This window comes from Campylobacter sp. P091 (assembly GCF_002138935.1).
GTDB lineage: Bacteria > Campylobacterota > Campylobacteria > Campylobacterales > Campylobacteraceae > Campylobacter > Campylobacter devanensis.
In genome coordinates this window covers 38,633-61,539 of the sequence record NZ_MJKZ01000005.1, presented here as the reverse complement: position 1 = coordinate 61,539, position 22,907 = coordinate 38,633, and the positions used below count along the sequence as shown (strand labels likewise).

Genomic DNA, 22,907 nt, shown 5'->3' with positions numbered 1-22,907 from the left:
CAAAATATGGGCTTGTTTTTTAAATTTTTTGTGCTAAATTTAACATTTTTTATATTAAATTTAGATTTATTAACTTTAATAATTTTTGATTAAAGCAAAGAATTATTTAAATTTAGTTAGAATTCAACCTAAATCTATCTAAATATTCAAGGAAAAATAGCCCGTTATGTATCTAAATTTGCTTACAACTATTATTGTTTTTGCTCTACAAACAGCTATTAATTTTTTTCTTACTCCATATATTTTGCGTGTTTTAGGCGATGAAGCTTATGGATTTTTAGCACTTGCTAATTCGCTGGTAAATTATGGATTTATCTTAACACTTGTGATTAACTCTGTAGCTAGTAGATTTATTGCCTCTAGCTATCATAAAGGCAATTTTGCTAGGGCTAGCAAATTTTATAGTTCAGTGATTGTAGCTAATCTGATTTTTAGTCTTATCGTTGCGCTAGTTTCGTTTGTGTTTTTGATTAAAATTCAATCAATAATAAATATATCACAAGCCCTTTTAAGCGATGTAAGAGCTACAATGGCAATATATTTTATCAACTTTAGTATTGGGCTATTTAATGCACTTTTTAGCGTGCATGCATTTATTAAAAACCAGATGTATTTAATCTCTATTCGCAATGCTATATCCACTGCTATTTATGCTGGGTGCGTGTTAGGGTTATTTTGGGCGTTTGAGGCTATGATTTACTACACAGCAATTGCAGCTTTAATATCATCAATTTTTGTATTTTTTAGTGCTCTATTTTTAAATCATAAATTTGGGCTAAATTTACACTTTAATTCCAAGCTTTTTAGAACAAAATTTGTCTATGTTTTAGCTAGAAGCGGGCTTTTTAATAGCTTAAATATGCTTAGTCAAGTGCTTATTAGTGGTGCTAGCTTGCTTTTGGTTAATATTTTTATTAGTGCATTTAGTATGGGGATACTAGCGCTTTCTCGCTCAGTTACTATGATTATTGAGAGTTTTGTAGTTACTACTGCAGTAGCGTGGAATCCACGGCTGGTTGCCTTGCATGCAGGCGCTAAGCCTCTTAAAGATGAGGTTATTTTGGCTATTAAGAGTGTAAGCTTTGTCTCGCTTCCATTGATTGCGACTTTTGGGATTTTAGCTGATGAGTTTTATACACTTTGGCTGCCATTTAAGAGCAAAGAGGAGATTGAATTTATTTATGAGCTAGTTTTAATTTCGCTTGTACCATCTATTATTTTTGCTAGTTCACGTCCATTAATTAGCATAAATTTGATCACTGATAAACTTAAAAAACCAGCACTTGTAACGCTATTTATGGCTGTTTGCGTATTTTGTATACAGCTTATTGGGCTTAGTTTTTTTGAGTTTGGACTCAAAGAGATAGTAATTGTAATAACCATTGGAATTGCGCTTAAGATTAGTCTGTTTGATATTGCAAATGCTGGGGCAAATTTGGGGTTAAAACTAAGTACATTTTATCCAATCTATATAAAATGTCTTGCTGTTTTTGCTTTAATTACTGGAATAATTTATCCTATTTCAAATATGTTAAGTGTAACTAATTGGCTGGAGTTTTTACTCTGTTGTACTTTGATGAGCGGGCTTGGTTATTTAGTAGGGTTTGTTATGATATTTAATTTGGCACAAAGGGCGATATTTATAGCTAAAATTAGGGGGCGTTTTTGAAGATTGGATTTGTGATTTCTACGCTTGGATTTGGTGGAGCAGAACGGGTGCTAAGTATTTTAGCAAATAATTTAAGTTCTAAGCATGAAATAACTATTTTTAAATTTGATAGCAAGGCGCCATTTTATGAGATTGATGAGCAAGTGCGTGTAGTAAGCCTAAGCTTACAAAATAGCGGTATTTTAGGTAATCTCAAAAGAGTAATTAGCAAGATTTTTGTATTGCGTAAGATTTTTAAAAGTGGTGAGTTTGATCTTATAATTAGCTTTATGGATAGTACAAATTTATTATGTTTAATGGCAAATTTAGGCTTAAAACAGAGGCTAATAATATCAGAACATAGCGAGCATAGCTTTTTATCTCTAAAGTGGAGAGTGGCTAAAAGATTACTATATCCATTTTGTGATGCTTTATCACTTTTAAGCAAAAACGATTATGAATATTATAAATATGTCAAAAATCGTGCGGTGATTCATAATCCATTTTTTGGAGAGGTTGGTGCTGATTTTGATGAAAGTAAAAAAGAAAATTTAATAATTTTTGTTGGTAGACTTGAGAGTGTAAAAGGGTGCGATATATTTTTAAATTCACTTAAATTTTGCAATATTGGAGATTTTAGTGTGGAGATTTGTGGAGATGGAAGTGAGTTTGAAAAATTTAAAAGTGAGTTTAAAAGCGATAGAGTTAAATTCAAAGGAAGCGTAAGCGATATATCAAGCTATTATAAGCGAGCTAAAATTATAGTTTCAAGCTCAAGAAGCGAAGGGTTAGGAAATGTATTAATTGAGGCGTGCTTTTATAAGGTTGCTAGAATTGCTACACCTACAGTTGGCGCATGCGAATTAATAGAAGATGGTAAAAATGGGCTAATAAGTAGCGATTTTACCCCACAAAGTTTAGCTAAAAAGCTAAACTTGGCTATACAAGATGAGAATTTAAGAGCTAAAATTGTTCAAAATGGCTATAAAAATAGAGCTAGTTTTATGCCTCAAAATATCACTCAAGAGTGGTTAAATCTTATAAATAGAGTATTAAAATGAAAATTATGTTAGTAATTTCTGCACTTAGAAATGGTGGAGCTGAGCGTGTAGTAGAGCTTTTAAGCCGTGAATTAAGTAAAAATTATGAGATTGAGACCATCTACTTTGAAGAGAATCAAAACCACTATAAAATTAGTGGTAAGCTTACTCATTTAGATATTTATAATCAAAAAGGCTGGTTAAGTAAATTTAGTAAATTTTTAAAAATTAGATCCTATATAAAGAGTGCAAAACCTGATATTATAATCACTTTTATGGATCAAACTAATATAAATGTGCTAATTGCCACAGCATTTATGGGAAAAAAAATTATAGCTACTGAACATGTGAGTTATGATTTGCTAAGTTCGCAAATTTGGCGAAAAATTAGAAATTTTAGTTATAGATTTTGCGATGCATTAGTGGTTTTAAGTAAAAGAGATAAAGATTATTATAGTTTTGTTAAGCATTGTGAAATAATATATAATCCGCTATTTATGATTGAAAACTTAGCTAAAATTTCATCAAATTTAGGTGTTAATTTAGCTAAAAAAGATAAACTTATTTTAAGTGTTGGTAGGCTTGAAGCAGTAAAAGGCTATGAGCTATATCTAAACGCTTTAGCTCTTGTAGATAAAAATTTGTTAAAAGATTATAAAATCGCTATTGCAGGTGAGGGGTCTCAAAGACAAAATTTAGAAAATTTAGCTAAAAATTTAAATTTAAATATTGAATTTTTAGGTCATATTAAGAGCGTTGAGACTCTCTATCAAAGGGCTGAGATTTTGGTTTTGCCTAGCCTTAGTGAAGCTTTTGGTAATGTGTTAAATGAAGCTGCAGCTTATAAAGTTGCTAGAATATCTACACCCACAGCTGGAGCTATGGAGATTTTATCTCATAGAAAGGATGCTTTAATTGCTAAAGATTTTAGCCCTAAGGCGCTAAGTGAATGCATAAGTGAAGTTCTAAGCGATCCAAATTTAAAAGAAAATTTGGTAAAAAATATAAATTTAACTAAATTTACTCCACAAAATATTATTTCCCAATGGAGTGAATTAATCGGTAAATTAAAAGGAAAATAATGAAAAAATTAGCAGTATTTATATATTCAATGGCTGGCGGTGGAGCTGAGCGTGTGGTGTCAAATCTGCTTAGTGAGCTAGTAGGGCGTTATGAGATTTATCTCATTTTAATGAATGATCGCATCGCCTACCCAATCCCACATGATGTTAAAATATATTATTTGGAGAATTCTAAGCCTTTTGAAAATGGACTGATTAAATTTGCAAAATTGCCATTTTTGGCATTAAAATATAAGCGACTTTGCCTAGCACTTGGTGTGGATTTGCATTTTGTATGGATGAATCGCCCTTGTTATGTTGCAGCTTTAGCTAGGATTTTAGGAGATAAACGCCCATTAGTGTTAAATGAGTGTTCAACACCATCGGTACTGTATGCTAATGATACACTAAAGTCTAGGATTAGTAAATTTTTACTTAAATGGCTATATCCAAAAGGTGATTTTATCTATCCAAATAGTCTTGGTAATTTGGCCGATTTGCGGGATAATTTTGGCATTGATGAGCGTAAAATGAGAGTGCTATATAACGCACTTGATCTTGATGATATTGCTCGTAAATCTAGTGAACCTATAGAATTTAAGGGTGAATTTTTCTTAAGTGTTGGGCGGCTTGATAGCGGTAAAAATCATGAACTTTTAATTAGAGCCTATGCTAGACTTAAAAATTGTGATAAATCTTTAATAATCTTAGGTGATGGAATTTTGCGCTCTAGACTTGAAAATCTAATAAAAGAGCTAAATTTAGAAGATAGAGTTTTTTTGCTTGGCTTTGATAATAATCCATATAAATATATATCAAAATGTTATGCATTTGTATTTGTGAGTCTTTTTGAGGGATTTTCAAATGCTTTAATTGAGGCTTTGGCGTGCGGCAAGCTAGTAATTACAAGTGAGCATAAAAGTGGAGCAAAAGAGCTAATAGGGGAGAATGAGTGGGGTTATTTGGTTCCTGTAGGCGATCAAGATGCTACACAAAAAGCTATGCAAAGAGCTATTGATGAGCCAAACTTTGTAAAATATTATGAAAAAAACGCTATCATAAGAGCTAAAGAATTTGACAAAAAAATAATAGCTAAAAATCTTATAAATGAATTAGAGGAGATATATGCAGCTTCTAAATAGATATCAAATTTCAATATTTATAATTATTGCCTACCTTTTTGCTTTGTTATGCCGTATGGAGTGGGTATTGTGGGCTGGAGGTTATAGCGATTTTATTTGGAATAATCAGCTGATGATTAGCACAAATGATGGATATGCTTATGCTGAAGGCGCTAGAGATATGATAGCTGGATTTCACCAGCCAAACGATCTTAGCTACTATGGTACTCCGCTTTCTACATTGACATTTTTGCTTTGTAAGGTTTTGCCATTTAGCTTAGAGACTATTATGGTCTATTTAAGCATATTTTTAGCCTCGCTTATTGTTGTGCCAATGATTTTAATAGGCAAAGAATTTGGCCATGTTAAAGAATTTTTCGTTGCTAGTCTCCTTGCATCAATCGCAAATAGCTACTACAATCGCACAATGGCTGGATATTATGATACTGATATGTTGGTAATTGTTTTACCACTTTTTGCTATTTGGGGAATAATCAGACTACATTTGAAAGGTGATTTGATATCTTTTTTAATTATCTCGCTTTCAATGTTGGCATATAATTGGTGGTATCCATCTAGCTATACACTATGCGTGGCTATAACGCTATTTTATGCTATTTATACTGTAGTTTTAGAACGTAGAAATTTAAAGAATTATCAAGCGATTTTATTTATGATTTTAGCTATTACTGCTGCGCCTTATGCAGTTAGATTGGGGCTAATTATAGCGCTTTTTGGCTTGATTTATTTTAGGGCAAATTTACTTAGCGTTAGGGTTATGATTGGGCTTTTTGTATCTGTTTTGGCGCTATTTGTTATATTTGGTGGATTAAATCCGATATGGTTTCAGGCTAAATTTTATCTATTTAGAAGTCTTGGTGATAGTAGTTCAGTATCATTTTATTTTTATAATGTTAATCAAACAATTATGGAATCTGGGCGAATTGATTTAGATCTATTTACTCAGCGTATTAGCGGACATTGGAGTGTGTTTATTGCTGGTGTAATTGGTTATGTTTTGCTATGTTTTAAATTTAGAATATTTTTAGTAGCTATTCCAATGATTGGTCTTGGTTTTTTAGCACTTAAAGGTGGGCTAAGATTTACAATTTATGCTGTACCGATTGTGGCGATGGGATTTGGATATTTATTATATTATTTACTCAAAAGAGCCAAAATAGCAAAGATAAATTTAATAGCTTTTATTATTACAGTAGTAGCGTTGATTCCATCTATTGTTCATATATATTATTACAAACCATCAAGCGTACTATTTAAAACTGAAGTGAATGTTTTAGATAAGCTTGGCAAGATTGCAAAAAGAGATGATTATACCTTGGCATGGTGGGATTATGGTTATGCGATTAGATATTATAGCGATACAAAAACATTAATTGATGGGGGTAAACATTTAGGTAGAGAAAACTATGCAGTTAGTTATGCTTTAACTATGCCACCATTAAATTCTGCTAATATGGCACGATTAGAGGTTGAATATACTGAAAAAGGCTATACGCAAAACTTTGGCGGTAAGAATTTAGAGCAAATTTTAAAAGATTATAACTATATCGAGCTTGGAGAATTTTTAAGTGATATTAAAAAAGAGACTTTTAGTCCGCCTCTAAAGAGTCGTGATATATATTATTTCTTACCTGATAGAATGATGGGGATTTTCCCAGTTGTAGCTAAATTTAGTCGTCTTGATCTACTAAATGGCAAGGAGTGGGCTGAACCATTTTTTGTTATTGCGACCAATTTTGCTCAAACCCAAAATGGAATTGCTTTAGATAATGGTATAATTATCTCAAATGATGCTACGCATATTGAGCTAGGTGGGCAGAAATTTAGGGTAAATAGTTATATTGAAACTAAATATGATGAAAATATGAAGCTAAATAAAACTATTCATAATATAGATAATTTAGCTGATATATATCTGATTTATATGGTTGATTATGGGCGATTTGTTATAATGGATAGGGAGATGTTTAATAGTAGCTATGTTCAGCTTTTTGTGCTAGAAAATTACGCTGATACATCATTTGAGCCTGTTATTTTAGAACCAGCAGCTAAAGTATATAAACTTAAAAGGTAGAGCGTGGTAATAGGGTTTTTATCTCATTCAGATATGAGTATTTATCACTTTCGTTTGCCAATAATGAGAGCATTAAAGGCTCTTGGGCATGAAGTGATTGCTATTGCGCCAAAGGGAGAGTATAGCAGTCTTATTGGTGCTGAGTTTAGACTAGTGCATTATGATATTGATAAGGCTAGTTTAAATCCTCTTAAAGTTTTTAAAGATACAGCAAATTTAGCTAGACTTTTAGGTGGATTAAATTTAGATATACTCCAAACATCAGCACATAAATCAAATGTATTTGGGACACTTGCAGCTAAGCAAGCAGGCGTAAAATGCGTGATAAATTTAGTAGAGGGCTTAGGTAGCTTTTATATATCCAATACTCTAAAAAGTAGGCTTATAAGAGTAGCTATTGAAGGGCTATATTTTATCACATTTAGACTATCAAGGGCTACGATTTTTGTCAATGATTCAGATCCTAATTATATGTTAAGCCGCCACTTAATCCAAAAAAACAAGATAAAACGAATTAAAAGTGTAGGAGTAGATGCAAGTGAATTTGACCCACAAAAAGTAACGCCATATGATTTTAAAAGTGATAAGAAAATCGTTTTAATGATAGCTAGAGCGTTAAAAGATAAAGGGGTGATGGAATTTTATGAAGCAGCTAAGATCTTAAGCGGGCGTAAAGATTGTGAGTTTGTATTTGTAGGTTCAAGTGATTTAGGTAATACATCTAGTCTAGATGAGGATTTTTTACGCTCACCATATGTGCGTCATATAGGCTGGAGTGATAAGGTAGCCAATATGCTTTCATCGTGCTATCTTTTTACTTTACCAAGTTATAAAGAGGGTTTTCCACGTACGGTATTAGAGGCAATGAGTATGGCAAAACCATCAGTTGTAAGCGACTGCGATGGCTGCAAGGAAGCAATAACTGATGGTTTGCATGGTTTAATTTGTAAAGCTAGAGATGCTAATGATTTAGCTATAAAAATATCTAAGTTGCTCGATGATGAAAAAGAAGCTACAAAGATGGGGCAAAATGCTAGAAATACTGTACTAAAACACTATAACCAGCCGATAATTACGGCAAAATATATTGAGTTTTATAAGGAAATTGCGAGTGTATAGATATTTTTTTAAGCGGATTTTTGATATTTTAGGGGCGTTAATTTTAATAATCTTAACTGCACCAGTGATGGCGTGGGCATATTTTGCGATTAAAAAACATCTTGGGACACCTGTAATATTTACCCAAGCACGACCCGGTAAAAATGCTAAAATTTTTAAAATTTATAAATTTCGCTCTATGAGTGATGCTCGTGATGAAAATGGTAATTTGCTTAGCGATGAGGTTCGACTTGGAGAATTTGGAAAGAGGATTAGAGCACTTAGTATAGATGAGCTTCCGCAGCTTTTTAATGTTTTAAAAGGCGATATGAGTTTTATTGGGCCACGACCATTGTTAGTTGAGTATTTGCCACTATATTCTAAAGAACAGAGTCGTCGCCATAATGTCCGTCCAGGAATTACAGGCCTTGCGCAGGTAAATGGTAGAAATGCTATTAGCTGGAAGCAAAAATTTGAATTTGATACATATTATGCTGATAATCTAAGTCTAAATTTAGATATTAAAATTGCTTTTTTAACTATTAAAAAGGTGATAAAAAAAGATGGAATAAATAAAGATGGTATGGTAACTACGGAGAAATTTAGTGGCAATAACTAGTTTGTATATCTATGGAAATGGTGGTCACGCTAAAGTTGTAGCTGATATAGCTCGTATAAATGGTTATAATGATTTAATATTTTTAGATGATGTAAACGGAGTGAAATTTAGCCCTAAATTGCCAAAATATCCTATAATCATAGCTATTGGTAATACTATAGCTAGGGAGCGACTTCAAAGGCTTGTAGTTGAAAGTGGATTTGAGTTAGCTACACTCATCCACCCAAGTGCGATTATTAGCACTAGTGTAAAAATTGGCACTGGAAGCGTGGTAATGCCTAGGGCTATTATTAATGCTAATAGTATAATTGGAGATGGTGTTATCATAAATAGTGGTGCTATAGTAGAACACGATTGCATAATCGGCAATTTTGCGCATATTTGCCCTGGTGTGGCTTTAGCAGGCGGTGTAAATATTGGTGAGCGTACTTGGATAGGGATTGGTTCGAGTATTATTCAAGGGATTAAAATCAAATCAGATATAACTATTGGAGCTGGTAGCGTGGTGGTATCTGATATAGATAGTGGTAGTATAGCTTATGGTAATCCATGTAAGGTACGAAAGTAAATTGGGTTTGATGATTGATTGTGATATTTATCTTAAATTCAATGAAATTTAACTAATATTTTATTTTAAAAATTTAAAGTAAAACTGGATATAAAATAAAAATGAGATATAACAGATTTTTAATTCGCCATTTGGGTATTTATTATATGCTTATTGCCTCTTTGCTTTTTGCTGGGACTGGAGCATTATCTAAAATTTTAAGCAGCGAGCTAAGTTCTATTGAGATTGTATTTTTTCGCAATATCATAGGACTTGGGCTAATAATTTGGATGATTTATAAAAGGCCACTTCATCAAGCTGGTGGCAAGTTTTGGCTACTTGCTTTTCGTGGAATTATTGGGACAATTGGGCTGTATGCATTTTTTTACAATATTGCTCATATAGACCTTGCAACAGCCTTTACATTTTCTAAGACTAGTCCAATTTTTACAGCACTTTTGGCTGCTTTTATTTTCAAAGAGAGACTTAGCTATCTAGGCTGGTTTGCGATTTTTATTGGATTTATTGGAATTTTATTTGTTATTGAACCAACTCTTGGCGTAAGCAAAGATGAATATATAGGCCTACTTAGTGGAATTGGTGCGGCTCTTGCTTATACTAGTATTAGAGGGCTTAGAAAGCACTATGATACTCGTGCTATTGTATTATCATTTATGCTATGTGGGAGTGCTATGCCGCTTTTATCTATGATTGTTGGGAGCTTTTATTATAGGCCAAATTTGGATTTTTTGATTAGTCCATTTGTGATGCCTAGCTTAAATGGTTGGGTTATGATAGTTATTATGGGATTATTAGCTACTGGATTTCAAATTTATCTAACCAAAGCTTATGCAGCAAGTAAAAAAGCAGGAGTTGTAGCAGCTGTAGGCTATAGCGATGTAATCTTTAGTATGATTTTTGGGTTAATTTTGGGTGATGCCCTGCCTGATGCTTGGGCATTTTTAGGTATTGTAATGATTATTGGTGCTGGAATTTTAGTTGCTCGTGAGCGGTAATTTAGCAATATTTGGGTATAATCATAGCTAAAATGAAATTTAAGGTGTAAAAATGATATTAATAGCAGGACCTTGCGTAATAGAAAGTAGAGATTTGGTATTTAAGGTTGCTAGTAAGCTTAGAGAGTTTGCAAATTTAGATTGGATAGATTTTTATTTTAAATCTAGTTTTGACAAGGCTAATCGCACAAGTATTAGTAGCTTTAGAGGCCCAGGACTTGATGAGGGTTTAAAAATTTTAGATGAAGTTAAGAGCGAATTTGGCTTTAAAATCTTAACCGATATCCACGAAAGTTATCAAGCTCAGCCCGCAGCGCAAGTGGCAGATGCCCTGCAGATACCAGCATTTTTATGTCGCCAGACAGATTTGCTAGTAGCAGCAGCCAAAACCAAAGCTATGGTAAATATCAAAAAGGGTCAATTCCTAAGCCCTGATGCGATGAAACATAGTGTTAAAAAGGTCTTAGAGACTCGTGGGGTAAGTGAATTTGGCTATGAAGTTGCTAGAGATAATGGGGTATTTTTATGCGAGAGAGGCTCTACATTTGGTTATGGAAATTTAGTAGTGGATATGAGAAGTTTGCCTATTATGAGAGAGTTTGCACCTGTTGTTTTCGATGCTACTCATAGCGTTCAAATGCCAAGCGCTAATGGCTCTACAAGTGGTGGCGATAGCAGATTTGTCCCATATCTAGCTAGAGCAGCAGCTGCTGTGGGTGTGGATGGATTTTTCTATGAAACGCATATTAATCCATGTGAGGCTATGTGCGATGGGCCAAATATGCTAAATCTTGAAGCCCTTAAAGCAAATTTAGAACAGATCAAAAAAATCAAGGACGCCTTAGGTGAATAATAAAGGATTTTTTTGGGTGATTAGTGGAGCTAGTGTTGAGGCTGGCTGGGCTTATGGCTTAAAGTATGCTAATACACCATTTGAATGGGTGATTACTGCTTTGCTTGCTTGTTGTAGTTTTTGGGCATTTATGATGAGCTTTAAATATCTTAGCGCAAGTATAGCTTATACAATGTTTATTGGATTTGGGACAATTTTCATCGTGGGCGCTGAGATAGTTACAAACTATTTTAATAATCAAAGCATTAGTTTCCTTAGAATTTTATTTATTTTGCTTATTATTATCGGCGTTTTAGGGCTTAAAAGGAGTGAAGCGTGATATATACAGCTGCGCTCTTTGGTGCTGGAGTTTGTGAGGTTTTAGGTGTCGTATTTTTAAATCAAATGGCAAAAAGTCAAAATATCAAAAAGATTGCACTTTTTATGCTTGTAGTAGTAACTTTTGGAATATCTTTAAGTCTGCTTGGCTTTGCGATGAATATATTGCCAATGTCAGTAGCCTACTCAGTTTGGACTGGGATTGGAGCTGTTGGAGCTGTTGGAGTTGGAGTAATATTTAATAAAGAAAAGATAGGTATCAAAAAGGCAGTTTATCTATTTTTGATAGTTTTTAGTGTAATAATGTTAAAATTAATATAAGGAGTTAAAATGAATATAATAGAAGGCAATTTAGCCCTAAAAGGCAGTGAAAAAATAGCTATAATCAACGCTAGATTTAATCATATTATAACTGATAGGCTTGTAGAAGGTGCAAAAGATGCGTTTTTACGCCATGGCGGTAAAGAAGAAAATCTATCTTTAATCTTAGTTCCTGGTGCATTTGAGATACCAATGGCACTCCAAAAAGCTCTAGAAAGTGGCAAATTCGACGCTGTAGTATGCGTAGGAGCTGTAATTCGTGGTTCTACTCCGCATTTTGATTATGTAAGCGCAGAAACTACTAAAGGCGTAGCAAATATAACGCTAAAATACGATAAGCCAGTAACATTTGGCGTATTAACAGTTGATAATCTAGAACAAGCCATAGAAAGAGCCGGCTCAAAAGCTGGAAATAAAGGCTTTGAAGCAATGGCTGGAGTTATTGAGTTGCTTAGTTTGTATGAAAATTTAAAGGGATAAAATGGCTACTAGACATCAAGTAAGACAGTGCGTAGTAAGCCTACTCTATGCTAAGGAGATGGGTAGCGAGATGGAGCATTTTAGCGATGAGTTCTTAGAAGAAAAAAAGATAAGAAACGACCAAAAGAGCTTTACAATTAGCTTATATAATGGTATTTTAGAAAATTTATCTAGCATTGATGAACAGCTAGATAACTATCTTGGCAAGTGGAAAATAGGCGAGATAGGTAGCGTAGAAAGACAAATTCTACGACTTGGAGCCTATGAGATGAGATATAGTGATATAGACTCAGCTATTGCGATTAATGAGGCTGTGATGCTAGCTAATGAATTAGCCAGTGAATCTTCTATCAAGCTTATAAATGGTGTTTTAGACGCTATAGCAAAGGATAAAAAGTGAAGCTTTGTATCGCATTAGATATGGCGCAAAAAGATGAGTGTCTAGCACTAGCTAGAGAGCTTAAAGGGCTTGATTTATGGCTAAAGGTTGGACTTAGAGCCTATTTGCGTGATGGAGCAAAATTTATAGAAGAGTTAAAAAGCATTAGTGATTTTAAGATCTTTTTAGACCTTAAAATTTATGATATACCAAACACTATGGCAGATGCTTGCGAGGTGGTATCTAGAGTTGGTGCTGATATGATAAATATTCACGCTAGTGCTGGAGCAGTAGCCATGAAAACAGTAATGGATAGATTAAATGCTTTGCCTAGTAGGCCACTAGTATTGGCAGTGTCAGCTCTTACTAGCTTTGATGAGAGTGAATTTAAAGCCGTGTATAACTCTAGTATTAAAAAAAGCGTAGTAAATATGTCGCAGATGGCATACACAAGCGGTCTAGATGGAATGGTCTGTTCAGTATATGAAAGTTTAGCTATTAAAGAGGCTACTAGTAGAGAGTTTTTAACCTTAACGCCAGGTATTAGGCCGTTTGGTGAGGATAATGCAGATCAAAAAAGGGTAGCTGATATAGCTACTGCGGTGCAAAATCAAGCTGATTTTATAGTAGTTGGCAGGCCTATATATAAAGCAAATAGTCCAAAAGAGATTACTCAAAGGATTTTAGAGCATATTTAAGCGGTTTTTAAGTAAAAAGCTTGTATAATTTCAGCTCTTTTTAGGACAGATGGGTGAGCGGCTGAAACCACACCCCTGCTAAGGGTGCAAGTCTTAATCGGGCTTCGAGGGTTCAAATCCCTCTCTGTCCGCCACTTAAAGAAATTTTACCTTTATCCAAATCCTTTTTTAATAGTATTATTTAATAAAAAGTATATTGTTCAAATTTGATTAATATTTATCTCATCTTTAATTATCTATATTATTTTGGCTTGAAAGTCGATATATTTTTATTTAATTTATTATTTGAATATCTAAACTCTTTTGAGCTTATATTGATATTCCATCATCATCTCTATGAATATTATGTTCTTTTTGTGTTGAATTTATGCTAAAATATATCTGGCTAAGCTTAAAGCTATCTTTTGGTAATGCAAATTTAAAATAGATGCAGTATGTTAAGAATATACCGCATCTAGATCGCTACCTAAACTATCATAGCTAAATAATATAGCTATTTTCTCATCTGAGTATATACATAATCTGCTAATACTTGCATAATAGTATTATATTTTGTTGCATCTTGGAATAATGAAGTGTATGCTTTTTGTGATTGCTCATAGCTTTCTTGAGCGACATTATTAAATATATTAGGGAATATATCATTAAATATTTTAGGTTCAGTTTTAGCTAGGATATCTTAAATGTTAGACGAAAATCCAGCTAAATAGTCTTTAAAGTTAGCTTCAATATTTTGTGGGTCAGTTACTAATGAATCAAATGTGAATTTGCTTATATTATAGAATTGATAGCCAGAAGCTGTAGTTAAGAAGATATCTATAACAGCTAGGTGTTTAACATCCTGATAAGTTTCTTGTACTTCATTGTGAGTAGGCATTAAACAATCATTAAATCTTTTAACTACAGTCATAGGTAGAATAACTAAACCATACTCATGGGGTTTAAAAGGACCTCTTAGCATATCTGCTACATTCTAGATAACAGTTGCTTTCTCTTGTATATTAACACCTGTGTTTGATATTGTATTTAAACTCATATTGACCACCTTTTCTGTGCGATTGTATCATAAATAAGTAATATAAGGGAATTGAAACGAATAAAAAAAGATTGATTAAAACTTAAAATAACATTAATTGGTGGAGGTGTGCGGAATAGTATTTGCCGTGTTTTGTGATATTTAAAGTATTAAAAATAGATTTTTGTAAGTAAAATTATAAGTAAATTTATATTACATAAACTATATTTTATAAATAAATTTGTATCTATATAAAGTATATTTCCATAAATAAATTTATATTACATAAGCTATATTTTGATAAATAAATTTGTATTGCATAAAATATATCGGTGCTTTTTGGATTTGTTCTTTTTTAGAAAATAAGGTTATAAAATATTTTAAAAAAAAGGAGATAAAATGAATATAAATGAGTTTGGAGATATTATAAATACAATTTTTGGTTCAGTGATGAGTGATAACTCTATCTATAAAGCTAATCAAAGATATTTAGAAGAGAAATTCGCAGAGTATAAAATCGATAGCAAAACAGCTACAGAGCTACTAGCAAAGACAAATTCAGAGATGACGATTAGCATAACAGCGGTGTGTGTCAATGCTACAGTTGAGCTGCTAAAAACTCAAATTCAAGCTGGATTAGCTCAAGGCGAAAAGGAGTTCAACGCAGCACGCACAGAATTAGTGAAAGCACAAACAGCAACTGAGACTAAAAAGGCTGGACTCGTAGATAGAGAGAAGGCAAGCTTTGATGATAATTTAAGGATAAAAGAGGCTGAAAATTTAGCCAATGTAGTCAGCATGTATGCTGCTGGTGGTATGGCAATCCCTGGCGAGTTACAAACTAGCATGCTTGATGCGGTAAATAGAATCACAAAATAATGGCAAAAGTAAAAAATACATATTTAAAAGGTTATAAGACATTAACGCAGTTTAATACCCCTTTTAGGCAGACTTGGGAGATTATAAAGTGGCGTAATATCGCCTTTATAAAACTAGTAGAGCTTTTACATATACAGCTAATGAGAAAAGGCAGATATAGATATTATGGGCTATATAATCATCCTGTATATGGGCAAGTCTATTCTATATATAAGTATAATATAAAATCTGGCTCAAAAGCCCCATATAGCTATGATGGTGCTATGGGGCTTAACCAATTTTTCGTAGGGCAAAATCCATATGCGTGGTATCAAGGCGACCCAGGAAGCAGTAGTGGGATATATCACGATACTTGCGAGATAATTAGAAGTCAAGATAACGCTACTTCTACCATATATGGCTATAAAGATTTATCACTAATTAAAAAATGGGGGCAAGGTGAGATGGTGCATAGCCTTCATCCTGTATTTAATCCATTTAAAGATAGAGAGTATATATATCGGTTTCCTGTTAAGGCTAAGATAAGTTGTAGATTTGAGTGGGATAATATAGTTTATAAAACTAAAAATTTTAAAGAGATACTAGATGAGAATGGAAATAAGATAATAGATAAATCACAATCAACTATAAAAGTTTTTAGAAATGTTAGTATAGATATGGAGCGCTGGAGAATAAATCTTGATGGCTCTAGGCAGAGATTAGCTGATATAAGGGATTTGAACTTTAATACAACTTTACAAGCTACACCGATATATGGATATCAAAATGAGCATACCAAAGAAGAAATAATTACTGGATATAATAAAGATATAAATATATTTGCATATTTGCCTGAATTTTATAGAGAGTTAAAAGATAGTAGAGTTTATACCTATGATGAGATGACAAAATTAATAGGTCAAACATTGGAGTGGGAGCTAGTGCTTAATGGCGATGATGACTTTGTGGATATATATCTTTGGGGTAAATACGCTGGTAGGATAATTGCCTTTGGTGATGGTGAAGTAGCTGGGTATATGGATGATGGTAGGATATTGATACAAGGCACCAAGAGGGAGCAACATAGATTTACCACTGGCTCTGATAATGAACATACACACTACTTTTATTATGAAGTCCCTACGCTAAATTTGATAGAGACATTTGACCCCGCAACTCATATGCCACTTCGTGGAGCGTTTAAATTCGTTACAGAGTGGCAGAGCCATTATGGACTACATGTAGAAGAGGATAAAGAGACTTGGGAAAAGCTAGTGCCTATAGTAGTAATCATAGTAGTTATAGTGGTAACTATCGTTACATGGGGGACATGTACGGCTCAGACTGCGTCTGCTGGTTCGGCTGTTACAGCTGGGACTGCTGGAGCTACTGGCGCTGGTGCGGCGGCTACTACTGCTGGGTTTTATAGTGCTAGCGCTAGTGCTTTAGCCTCTATTGGTATCACTACTGCGGCTGGGACATTGGCACTATCTTCTATATTTTTAAGTGCTTTAGGCTATGGGCTAAGCTACGCTGGTGCTAAACATGGTATAGAAGGGTTAATGATTGGTGGTAAAATCGCTAGTTTCGCTGGTGCGGCAATGGGTGTAGCATCGATTGCAACTAACATATCTACGGCGTTATCTACAGCGACTGCTGAAGCTGTGGCTAGTCAAAGTGGTTGCTATCTATCTGAAACAGCACTTGCTAGCAGTGGCGCAGCAAGTGGCGGGGCAGCAACTGGACTAATGGTAAATAGCGGTATGAGTATTACCACAAATTTGGGAGTAACGACTGTAAATAGCGGTATGGGCGTGGTGAGCATAGGCACAGCAAATTCAAGCGTTTTGTTTGTCAATGGTGTGGCTATGAGTGGGACTGGGATTATAGGCTCTATGGCGGCACAATTTGGCTTTTCTATGACTACAGTAACGCAGCTACTTAGCTTATCAAATATAGCGACTACTACCTACTCCATCGGCAATAGTTTATATGGTGGATTTAATAGTGTCAAAGATGTATTAAGCTCACTGCGTGGGGAGCCAGTAGACCCGCAAATCCCTACAAATCAAAGCGATGAAGAGGCTCTAGCAAATGGCAATGGGGCAATAGGTGTGAGCTCTAGTGTGGTGATGAGATTTGAGCGGGATATAATGCCAGCGGATTTGGGGCTAGATGAAGACTCATTGATTTATGTTCGCTCACTGCTTAAGGCATATATCCACGACAAAGGAAATCTAGCAAATTTAGTAGATAATATCATTCAAACAAGGCTAAAAAAAAGATATGCGCCATTAATTCCAGCTAATGTATAAAAAATTCATATCTAATAATTAGAATTTAAAGGGATAAAATCATTATAAAAAAGGAGTTAATAATGATTTGTCCTAATAATTTTGCTAAAGAGGTGGCAAGAGCTAGTGGGCGTAAGATGCCTGATGTGAGTGATGAGCTAATGAAAAATGGCTTTGATAGTGTAAAAAAAGGCGATGAGATAAAGAGAATTAATACTCAAAAATTTAGCAGTAATAAGGTAGAAAATGATAACCTAAATTCTCTATATAACTCAAGCGATGAGATGCTGCAGATGGCTGCAAAGGCTGGAGAGTATGAAAAGGTCTTTAAAAAAGAGGCTAGAGGAATACATAATGTAATGAATAATGGTAAAAAATCTACACTAATAAAGCGTGATTTAGATAGTATAGATAGTGCTATAAAATTTGAGCGTGGATTTAATAACAAAAACAATAAAGGCTATGGTGCTGAGCATATAATAAAACACACGATAAGCAAAGATGAAAAAGGCTATATCACTGATATTGAACTAGCAAATTTAGGTAAAAATATAAGAGAGTATATTAAAAATCATAAAGAGCCATTCATAGATAAAAATGGAGCTAGGATATATGAGTGGGAAAATAGTGATGGTGTAAGATTTAGAGCTGTGGTGGGTGATATACAAGGCAAAGCCCCTACTACAGCGGTAGGATCCAAAAGTGGTTTAGCTTTGCGTGAAAGGATTATAACATTCTATTCTGATAGAAACCTTAATGAGCCTATGAATTTTAAAAATCCAAATTTAAATAAAGAGAATGGAAAAAATATCGAGCAAGAGCCAACCACACAACCAATGATGAATGGCTTTAGCACTATGGCTATGCAAAAGGCTATATTACACCTAGGTAGTGGCGGTATAGGCGGAGCGATGAATGCCAATGCCGAGCAAGACCCAAATAAAAAGGCCGAAGCGTTTGTAAAGGGATTTTTGTTAGGAGCTGGTGGCTCAGTTGGAGCTATGAAAATGCTAGAAAATTCAGCCAAATTAGCCCCACAATTAGCACAAGTTAGCCAAAGGTTAGCTAAGGATTTGCCTATGATTTTAAATGATAGACCTGATATTGTAGGTAAAGTCCTAGGCAGAACGCCAAAGGAGAATTATAACTATATTTTTGGCGGAGAGAACGCAATAGGAGCTAATAAAGCCAAGCTAAAAACCGCTAGGGAAATGGCAAAAAATGGAGCAGATGAGAGCCAAATTTGGGCTAAAACTGGCTGGTATAAAGATATAGATAAGAAGTGGAAATTTGAGATAAATCCAAAGGGTGGAGAGCTAAAAGAAAATGCTATTAGTAACCATATAACAAAAGTAAAATCAATAGAAAAAGAGATTAGCGAGTTAGAAAAAATCAAAGATGGATGGGGCAATATAGAACAACGGATAGAAGCTGGGAATAAAATAAATGAGCTAAAAAAACAAAAGGATAAATTACAAGTAAATGTCGGTGATATTTTAGATGACAAAATGCTTTTTACTTCATACCCAGAGCTGAAAAATATTCAAGTTGTTTTTAATAATTATGATGGTGGTGCGTCTTATGGTGGGAAAATAGAATTAAGTAGAGCTTTAGAGCCTACTATGATGAAAAGTGTCTTATATCACGAACTACAACACGAAATTCAAATTATTGAACGCTTTGCTAATGGTGGTGGCTATTTTGCTGATAAAACAGAAGTTGAAGAACTTCTAAAAAAATACCCTAATGACGCTGACTTAAAAAAACTATATGATGGGCTAGAAAATGACTATATATATGAAGATGCCGAGTTTAATGTATATAACAAACTAGCAGGTGAAGCAGAAGCTAGAAATGTCCAAGCTAGACAAGCAATGCTAGAAAAAGCAGATAAAGAAGCTAAAAAAATAGTAGAAATGATAAAAGACCCTAAAAAAGCTATGGCAATTTCTAGGGACTTGGCAAATGTAGATGATTATGTGAAATTAGCAAGTGGAAATAATACAAAGGGTGCTATCCATATAAACTTACGCCACACAAGCGACCCTAAAAAGCTAGGATATGTTACAAATGATGAAATATCAAGGCTTGGCGAAAATATGAGAAAGTTTTTGCTAAAACATAAAGAGCCGTATTTAAAAGATAATAAATTTGTCTATGAGTGGGTAGAAAATGGCAATGCTTATACTTTGGTAACAGATAGCAGGAGCTTGCAACTAGCTCCATTTAACCATACCGGCACTCCTGCTAAGGATGAAATTATAACATTTTATTCTAACAGAAATCTTAAAACTAACGGAGCTTATAAATTTACTAACCCTGAGATGACTTGGCAAAATGCTATTTTGCCAAACTCTCAGTTGCCACACCCTGATAAAACGCTAGATATAGCACCAAATGATAGAATAGTAAAATATGATAGCTATATGAGTGCTAGTTATACACCTAAGCAAAAAGAAGTGCGTGGGGTATATAATGTGTTAAAAAATGGGAAACAAAGCACTAGATTATATAAAGATATAACTGCTGATTTAAATGCTGTTGATAATATAGTAAAGTTTGAAAAAGGTAAAAAGGATTATCGCACAAAAACTGGGTATAAAAATGGTTATGGCTTAGAGCATATCAAAAAACACTTAGGAGCTGACAAAAATGGCTATGTAACAGAGCAAGAGCTTTTACATATAGGCGACTTTATGCGTAGTGGCAAGATGAGTTATATAAAAGAATATAAAAATGGTAAAGAGAGAATAAAGCGTGTTTATGAAAGCTTCGATGATGAGGGGACAAGATTTCGTGTTTTAGTTGGTGAAAATGAAAAAGGGGATACTACAATAAGCTTTTTTAGTAATAGAAAAGCCCAAGTAGGGTTCACGCATAATGCGGAAAATTACACTAACAACCTAAAGGGCTTACGGAATAATTCTACCACAACTGCTAATAAAAGTCAAGAAAATATCTTAAAAGGAGTTGATGGCAAGGAGTATCCAAACAGCATAGCAGGAAGGTGGGAGAAAAGAGTAGATGAAGCCTTTGACTGGGCGTACAAAAATATATATGCTAAGGGGGTTAAGAGTGGGATAGAGGTGGTTGGATCTATAAGTCGGATGATTGGTTCGCAGAGTGGAGCAAAAATCCAAAGGGGATTAGAAAAAGCCTTTGCCCTGCAAGATGAGATAGGGGCTTTAAGTAGGCTAAAATCAGCATATCATCGCAATAACCAAGTAGCAAGAATGGAGGCTATGAAGGTGTATGAGAGCTTAGTAAAGTTAGAGATAGATGAGAGAGTAGCACTATTTAGAATGCTTGATGGGCAAGAAGTAGAGCCAAATTTGGCTGGGAAACTACGCCCAACATATCAAAAACTAAGAGATAAAATAGATGAGAGAGCAGAGCAATTAATCTCCTTAGGAATGCTAAAAGGGGAGAATGCTAAAGAGAATTATATAAAATATAGCTACTCGCAATATTATGGTAAAAATGGGGTATATTCTAAGGGATTTGGTATAGGTAAGCTAAAGGCGAGAGATGAGAATTTAAGCTATGAAGATAGAGTTCAATTAGGTTTGATAGAAGACGCAGCCATCGCAGTAACTCAAACTCTAAATTCACAAAACAGTCAGATACAAAAGGCTATTTTATTTAAAAGCTTAGCTGATGAATACGCAGTAGTTCAGCCAAAAGATGGTTATGTGAAGGTAAGTGATGAGAGCGTGGGCGGTGGAGTTAAAAAATATGGGGCATTAGCTGGGAAGTATGTGCCAAGCGCTGTGTATGATGACTTACAAAATGCTGGGCTTGTGAGCAGTATCTTTGATGTCATTAGACCATATACAAATGTGATAGATCATATCAAGGTAAATTTAACTGTGAAAAATCCCGCAACTCATGGGTATAATGTGCTTAGTAACTCGGTTTTGGCTTTCTTGCATGGGGATTTGGGGGCGAATTTAAAGCTAATGAAGCTTTTAGCCAGTGATAAAAAAGGCTTTAATGAGCTACTAGCTAAAGCTGAAGCGATGGGACTTGATACGGCTAGCGATGATATAGAGATGAGAAATTTGCTAATGGCAAATGATGAAATAGCAAAAGAAGCGCTAAAAACTAAAAATCCATTAGGATACTATATAAGCAAAGCTTGGCAAAATATCTATCTAACTAAAAATAGCGCCACTGGCAAGGTAGCTAGGAGTGCTTATGCGTGGGAGGATAAGTGGTTTAAACTAGCTAGATTTAAGAAGAATTTAGATATGGGTATGAGTGATGAAGCGGCCTTTAGTGATGCTAATAGTGCTTATGTGGATTATAGCTCACACTTTAATCCGACAATTAAGCTGCTTGATAAGACTGGGGTATTGCCGTTTTTTCACTTTGCGGTTAAATCTAGTATAGTGGTAACTAAAGCAGCTATTAAAAATCCAGCTAAATTTGCTATGTTGCAAGCTGCTTTGATAGGCAGTGGGGCTTCTAGTTTGCCATATTGGTTTGATAGTGAGCAAAAAGATGCTGATAACTCAAGATTGCCTGATTGGGCGAGTTCAAACTACTTGCCTAATCTCTTTGGGGTTAAAAATCAAGTTCAAATAGGGGAGTCTGGACTATACTTCAACGCTGCTAGGGCGATGGCGGGATTTAGGCTTAGTAGTATAGATGATATCACTGGTGGTGGTGGATTAATTGGTGGGCTTTTGGATATTTTGCGTGGTAGAGATAGCTGGGGGAATGATATGGTGGGTAAGCATGATCCAGCTATAAAACAGCTCACGGCTAGATTAGATGCGTTTTCTAAGCAGTTTTTGCCATCGATAACCTTGGGTAGATATGGCAGACAGGGCTTAGCCATAGCTACAGGCAATAATCCTAAAAATGCATATGATGAGCCGATGGGGCTAGGGGAGCTAGCGGGGAGATTTATGGGTCTTAGAATGATAAATGAGAAAAAGGAGCTAAGAAGTGCGGCAATAAACGCTAAAAATAGATATAAAAAAGCAAAAGAAAAAGGCGATGATGGGGCTATGGTGGTGGCGTTGAATGACTTTATGGCGTGTAAGGCGGCGGCATCTGATATGGGTGTGAGCTTAGAGGCTCTTATGAAGATGAAAAAGAGGGATATAAAATAGCTCATTTTTATGAATTAGTAGGACTAAAATTAGCTTTGAATTTAATCAAAAGGATAAGAAATGACAACAAAACAGATAAGCCAGCGTACTGGAATACCTTGGTCTACGCTAGTAACTTGGGCTAAGAGCGACCCAGCTGGGTGGAGATATCAGCTAGTTATGGCGATGAGTGTGGCAACGCCTGAGTTTTTTAGTAAATTTAATCCTAGAGTTGAGCCGCAGCTTGATAATTTACAAACAAATATTATAGGAGGTTTAAAATGATGTTATGTGGTGTAAATAGAAAAGATTTTACTAATTTTGTATGCTTAAATAGTGGTCGAGGT

The 22,907-nt window shown here is 34.5% G+C and carries 20 protein-coding genes and 1 tRNA gene; 20 read left to right on the top strand and 1 reads right to left on the bottom strand.

The window, feature by feature from the left end:
• Positions 1-166 precede the first annotated feature (166 nt).
• The 16 genes from CIGNP91_RS06060 to CIGNP91_RS05985 all read left to right on the top strand — a co-directional run bounded on the left by CIGNP91_RS06060 (position 167) and on the right by CIGNP91_RS05985 (position 13,428).
• Positions 167-1,669, top strand: coding sequence for an MATE family efflux transporter (locus tag CIGNP91_RS06060; protein ID WP_086253676.1), 1,503 nt, complete (start codon positions 167-169; stop codon positions 1,667-1,669).
• Positions 1,666-2,709: a glycosyltransferase gene (locus tag CIGNP91_RS06055; protein ID WP_086253675.1), complete on the top strand. Its 1,044-nt coding sequence runs from the start codon at positions 1,666-1,668 to the stop codon at positions 2,707-2,709. The genes CIGNP91_RS06060 and CIGNP91_RS06055 overlap by 4 nt, the downstream gene beginning before the upstream one ends.
• Positions 2,706-3,770: a glycosyltransferase gene (locus CIGNP91_RS06050; RefSeq protein ID WP_086253674.1), complete on the top strand. Its 1,065-nt coding sequence runs from the start codon at positions 2,706-2,708 to the stop codon at positions 3,768-3,770. Before CIGNP91_RS06055 ends, CIGNP91_RS06050 begins: the two co-directional genes overlap by 4 nt.
• Positions 3,770-4,891 (top strand): N-acetylgalactosamine-N,N'-diacetylbacillosaminyl-diphospho-undecaprenol 4-alpha-N-acetylgalactosaminyltransferase, encoded by a 1,122-nt coding sequence (gene pglJ, locus CIGNP91_RS06045; RefSeq protein ID WP_086253673.1) that lies wholly within the window; start codon positions 3,770-3,772, stop codon positions 4,889-4,891. Before CIGNP91_RS06050 ends, pglJ begins: the two co-directional genes overlap by 1 nt.
• Positions 4,875-6,965: an STT3 domain-containing protein gene (locus CIGNP91_RS06040; RefSeq protein WP_086253672.1), complete on the top strand. Its 2,091-nt coding sequence runs from the start codon at positions 4,875-4,877 to the stop codon at positions 6,963-6,965. Before pglJ ends, CIGNP91_RS06040 begins: the two co-directional genes overlap by 17 nt.
• Positions 6,966-6,968: 3 nt before the next feature.
• Positions 6,969-8,084 carry a N,N'-diacetylbacillosaminyl-diphospho-undecaprenol alpha-1,3-N-acetylgalactosaminyltransferase gene (gene pglA, locus CIGNP91_RS06035; protein ID WP_141081102.1) on the top strand — a complete coding sequence of 372 codons (1,116 nt, stop codon included), beginning with the start codon at positions 6,969-6,971 and terminating at the stop codon, positions 8,082-8,084.
• Positions 8,077-8,682, top strand: a complete 606-nt coding sequence (gene pglC, locus CIGNP91_RS06030) for an undecaprenyl phosphate N,N'-diacetylbacillosamine 1-phosphate transferase (RefSeq protein WP_086226716.1) — start codon at positions 8,077-8,079, stop codon at positions 8,680-8,682. The genes pglA and pglC overlap by 8 nt, the downstream gene beginning before the upstream one ends.
• The gene (gene pglD / locus CIGNP91_RS06025) at positions 8,669-9,250 is read left to right on the top strand and encodes a UDP-N-acetylbacillosamine N-acetyltransferase (protein WP_101244929.1); all 582 of its coding nucleotides are present in this window, start codon (positions 8,669-8,671) and stop codon (positions 9,248-9,250) included. The genes pglC and pglD overlap by 14 nt, the downstream gene beginning before the upstream one ends.
• A gap of 101 nt (positions 9,251-9,351) precedes the next feature.
• Positions 9,352-10,245, top strand: coding sequence for a DMT family transporter (locus CIGNP91_RS06020; protein WP_086253671.1), 894 nt, complete (start codon positions 9,352-9,354; stop codon positions 10,243-10,245).
• 52 nt (positions 10,246-10,297) lie between these two features.
• Complete coding sequence (gene kdsA / locus CIGNP91_RS06015; RefSeq protein ID WP_086253670.1) at positions 10,298-11,098, top strand: 3-deoxy-8-phosphooctulonate synthase; 801 nt, start codon at positions 10,298-10,300, stop codon at positions 11,096-11,098.
• Positions 11,091-11,417 carry an SMR family transporter gene (locus CIGNP91_RS06010; protein ID WP_086234251.1) on the top strand — a complete coding sequence of 109 codons (327 nt, stop codon included), beginning with the start codon at positions 11,091-11,093 and terminating at the stop codon, positions 11,415-11,417. The genes kdsA and CIGNP91_RS06010 overlap by 8 nt, the downstream gene beginning before the upstream one ends.
• Complete coding sequence (locus CIGNP91_RS06005; protein ID WP_179186960.1) at positions 11,414-11,737, top strand: DMT family transporter; 324 nt, start codon at positions 11,414-11,416, stop codon at positions 11,735-11,737. The genes CIGNP91_RS06010 and CIGNP91_RS06005 overlap by 4 nt, the downstream gene beginning before the upstream one ends.
• A gap of 9 nt (positions 11,738-11,746) precedes the next feature.
• On the top strand, positions 11,747-12,217 hold the full coding sequence (gene ribH / locus CIGNP91_RS06000) for a 6,7-dimethyl-8-ribityllumazine synthase (protein ID WP_086238977.1): 471 nt from the start codon (positions 11,747-11,749) through the stop codon (positions 12,215-12,217).
• 1 nt (position 12,218) lies between these two features.
• Complete coding sequence (nusB, locus tag CIGNP91_RS05995) at positions 12,219-12,617, top strand: transcription antitermination factor NusB (protein WP_086225159.1); 399 nt, start codon at positions 12,219-12,221, stop codon at positions 12,615-12,617.
• The gene (pyrF, locus tag CIGNP91_RS05990; protein WP_086235977.1) at positions 12,614-13,294 is read left to right on the top strand and encodes an orotidine-5'-phosphate decarboxylase; all 681 of its coding nucleotides are present in this window, start codon (positions 12,614-12,616) and stop codon (positions 13,292-13,294) included. The genes nusB and pyrF overlap by 4 nt, the downstream gene beginning before the upstream one ends.
• 43 nt (positions 13,295-13,337) lie before the next feature.
• Positions 13,338-13,428: transfer RNA gene (locus tag CIGNP91_RS05985), tRNA-Ser, on the top strand.
• Positions 13,429-13,973: 545 nt separating this feature from the next.
• Here the strand turns inward: CIGNP91_RS05985 and CIGNP91_RS05980 are convergent.
• On the bottom strand, positions 13,974-14,255 hold the full coding sequence (locus CIGNP91_RS05980; RefSeq protein WP_201790881.1) for a type I restriction-modification system subunit M N-terminal domain-containing protein: 282 nt from the start codon (positions 14,253-14,255) through the stop codon (positions 13,974-13,976).
• 453 nt (positions 14,256-14,708) lie between these two features.
• On the opposite strand from CIGNP91_RS05980, the gene CIGNP91_RS05975 reads away from it, so the two are divergent.
• From CIGNP91_RS05975 to CIGNP91_RS05960, 4 genes are all read left to right on the top strand, one after another.
• A complete protein-coding gene (locus CIGNP91_RS05975) occupies positions 14,709-15,188 on the top strand; it encodes a hypothetical protein (RefSeq protein ID WP_086253669.1) in 480 nt (159 codons plus the stop codon).
• On the top strand, positions 15,188-17,482 hold the full coding sequence (locus CIGNP91_RS08905) for a hypothetical protein (RefSeq protein WP_086253668.1): 2,295 nt from the start codon (positions 15,188-15,190) through the stop codon (positions 17,480-17,482). Before CIGNP91_RS05975 ends, CIGNP91_RS08905 begins: the two co-directional genes overlap by 1 nt.
• 62 nt (positions 17,483-17,544) lie before the next feature.
• Complete coding sequence (locus CIGNP91_RS08630; RefSeq protein WP_180383225.1) at positions 17,545-22,581, top strand: LPD23 domain-containing protein; 5,037 nt, start codon at positions 17,545-17,547, stop codon at positions 22,579-22,581.
• Positions 22,582-22,641: 60 nt separating this feature from the next.
• Positions 22,642-22,845, top strand: a complete 204-nt coding sequence (locus tag CIGNP91_RS05960) for a hypothetical protein (protein ID WP_086237800.1) — start codon at positions 22,642-22,644, stop codon at positions 22,843-22,845.
• Positions 22,846-22,907: the final 62 nt, after the last annotated feature.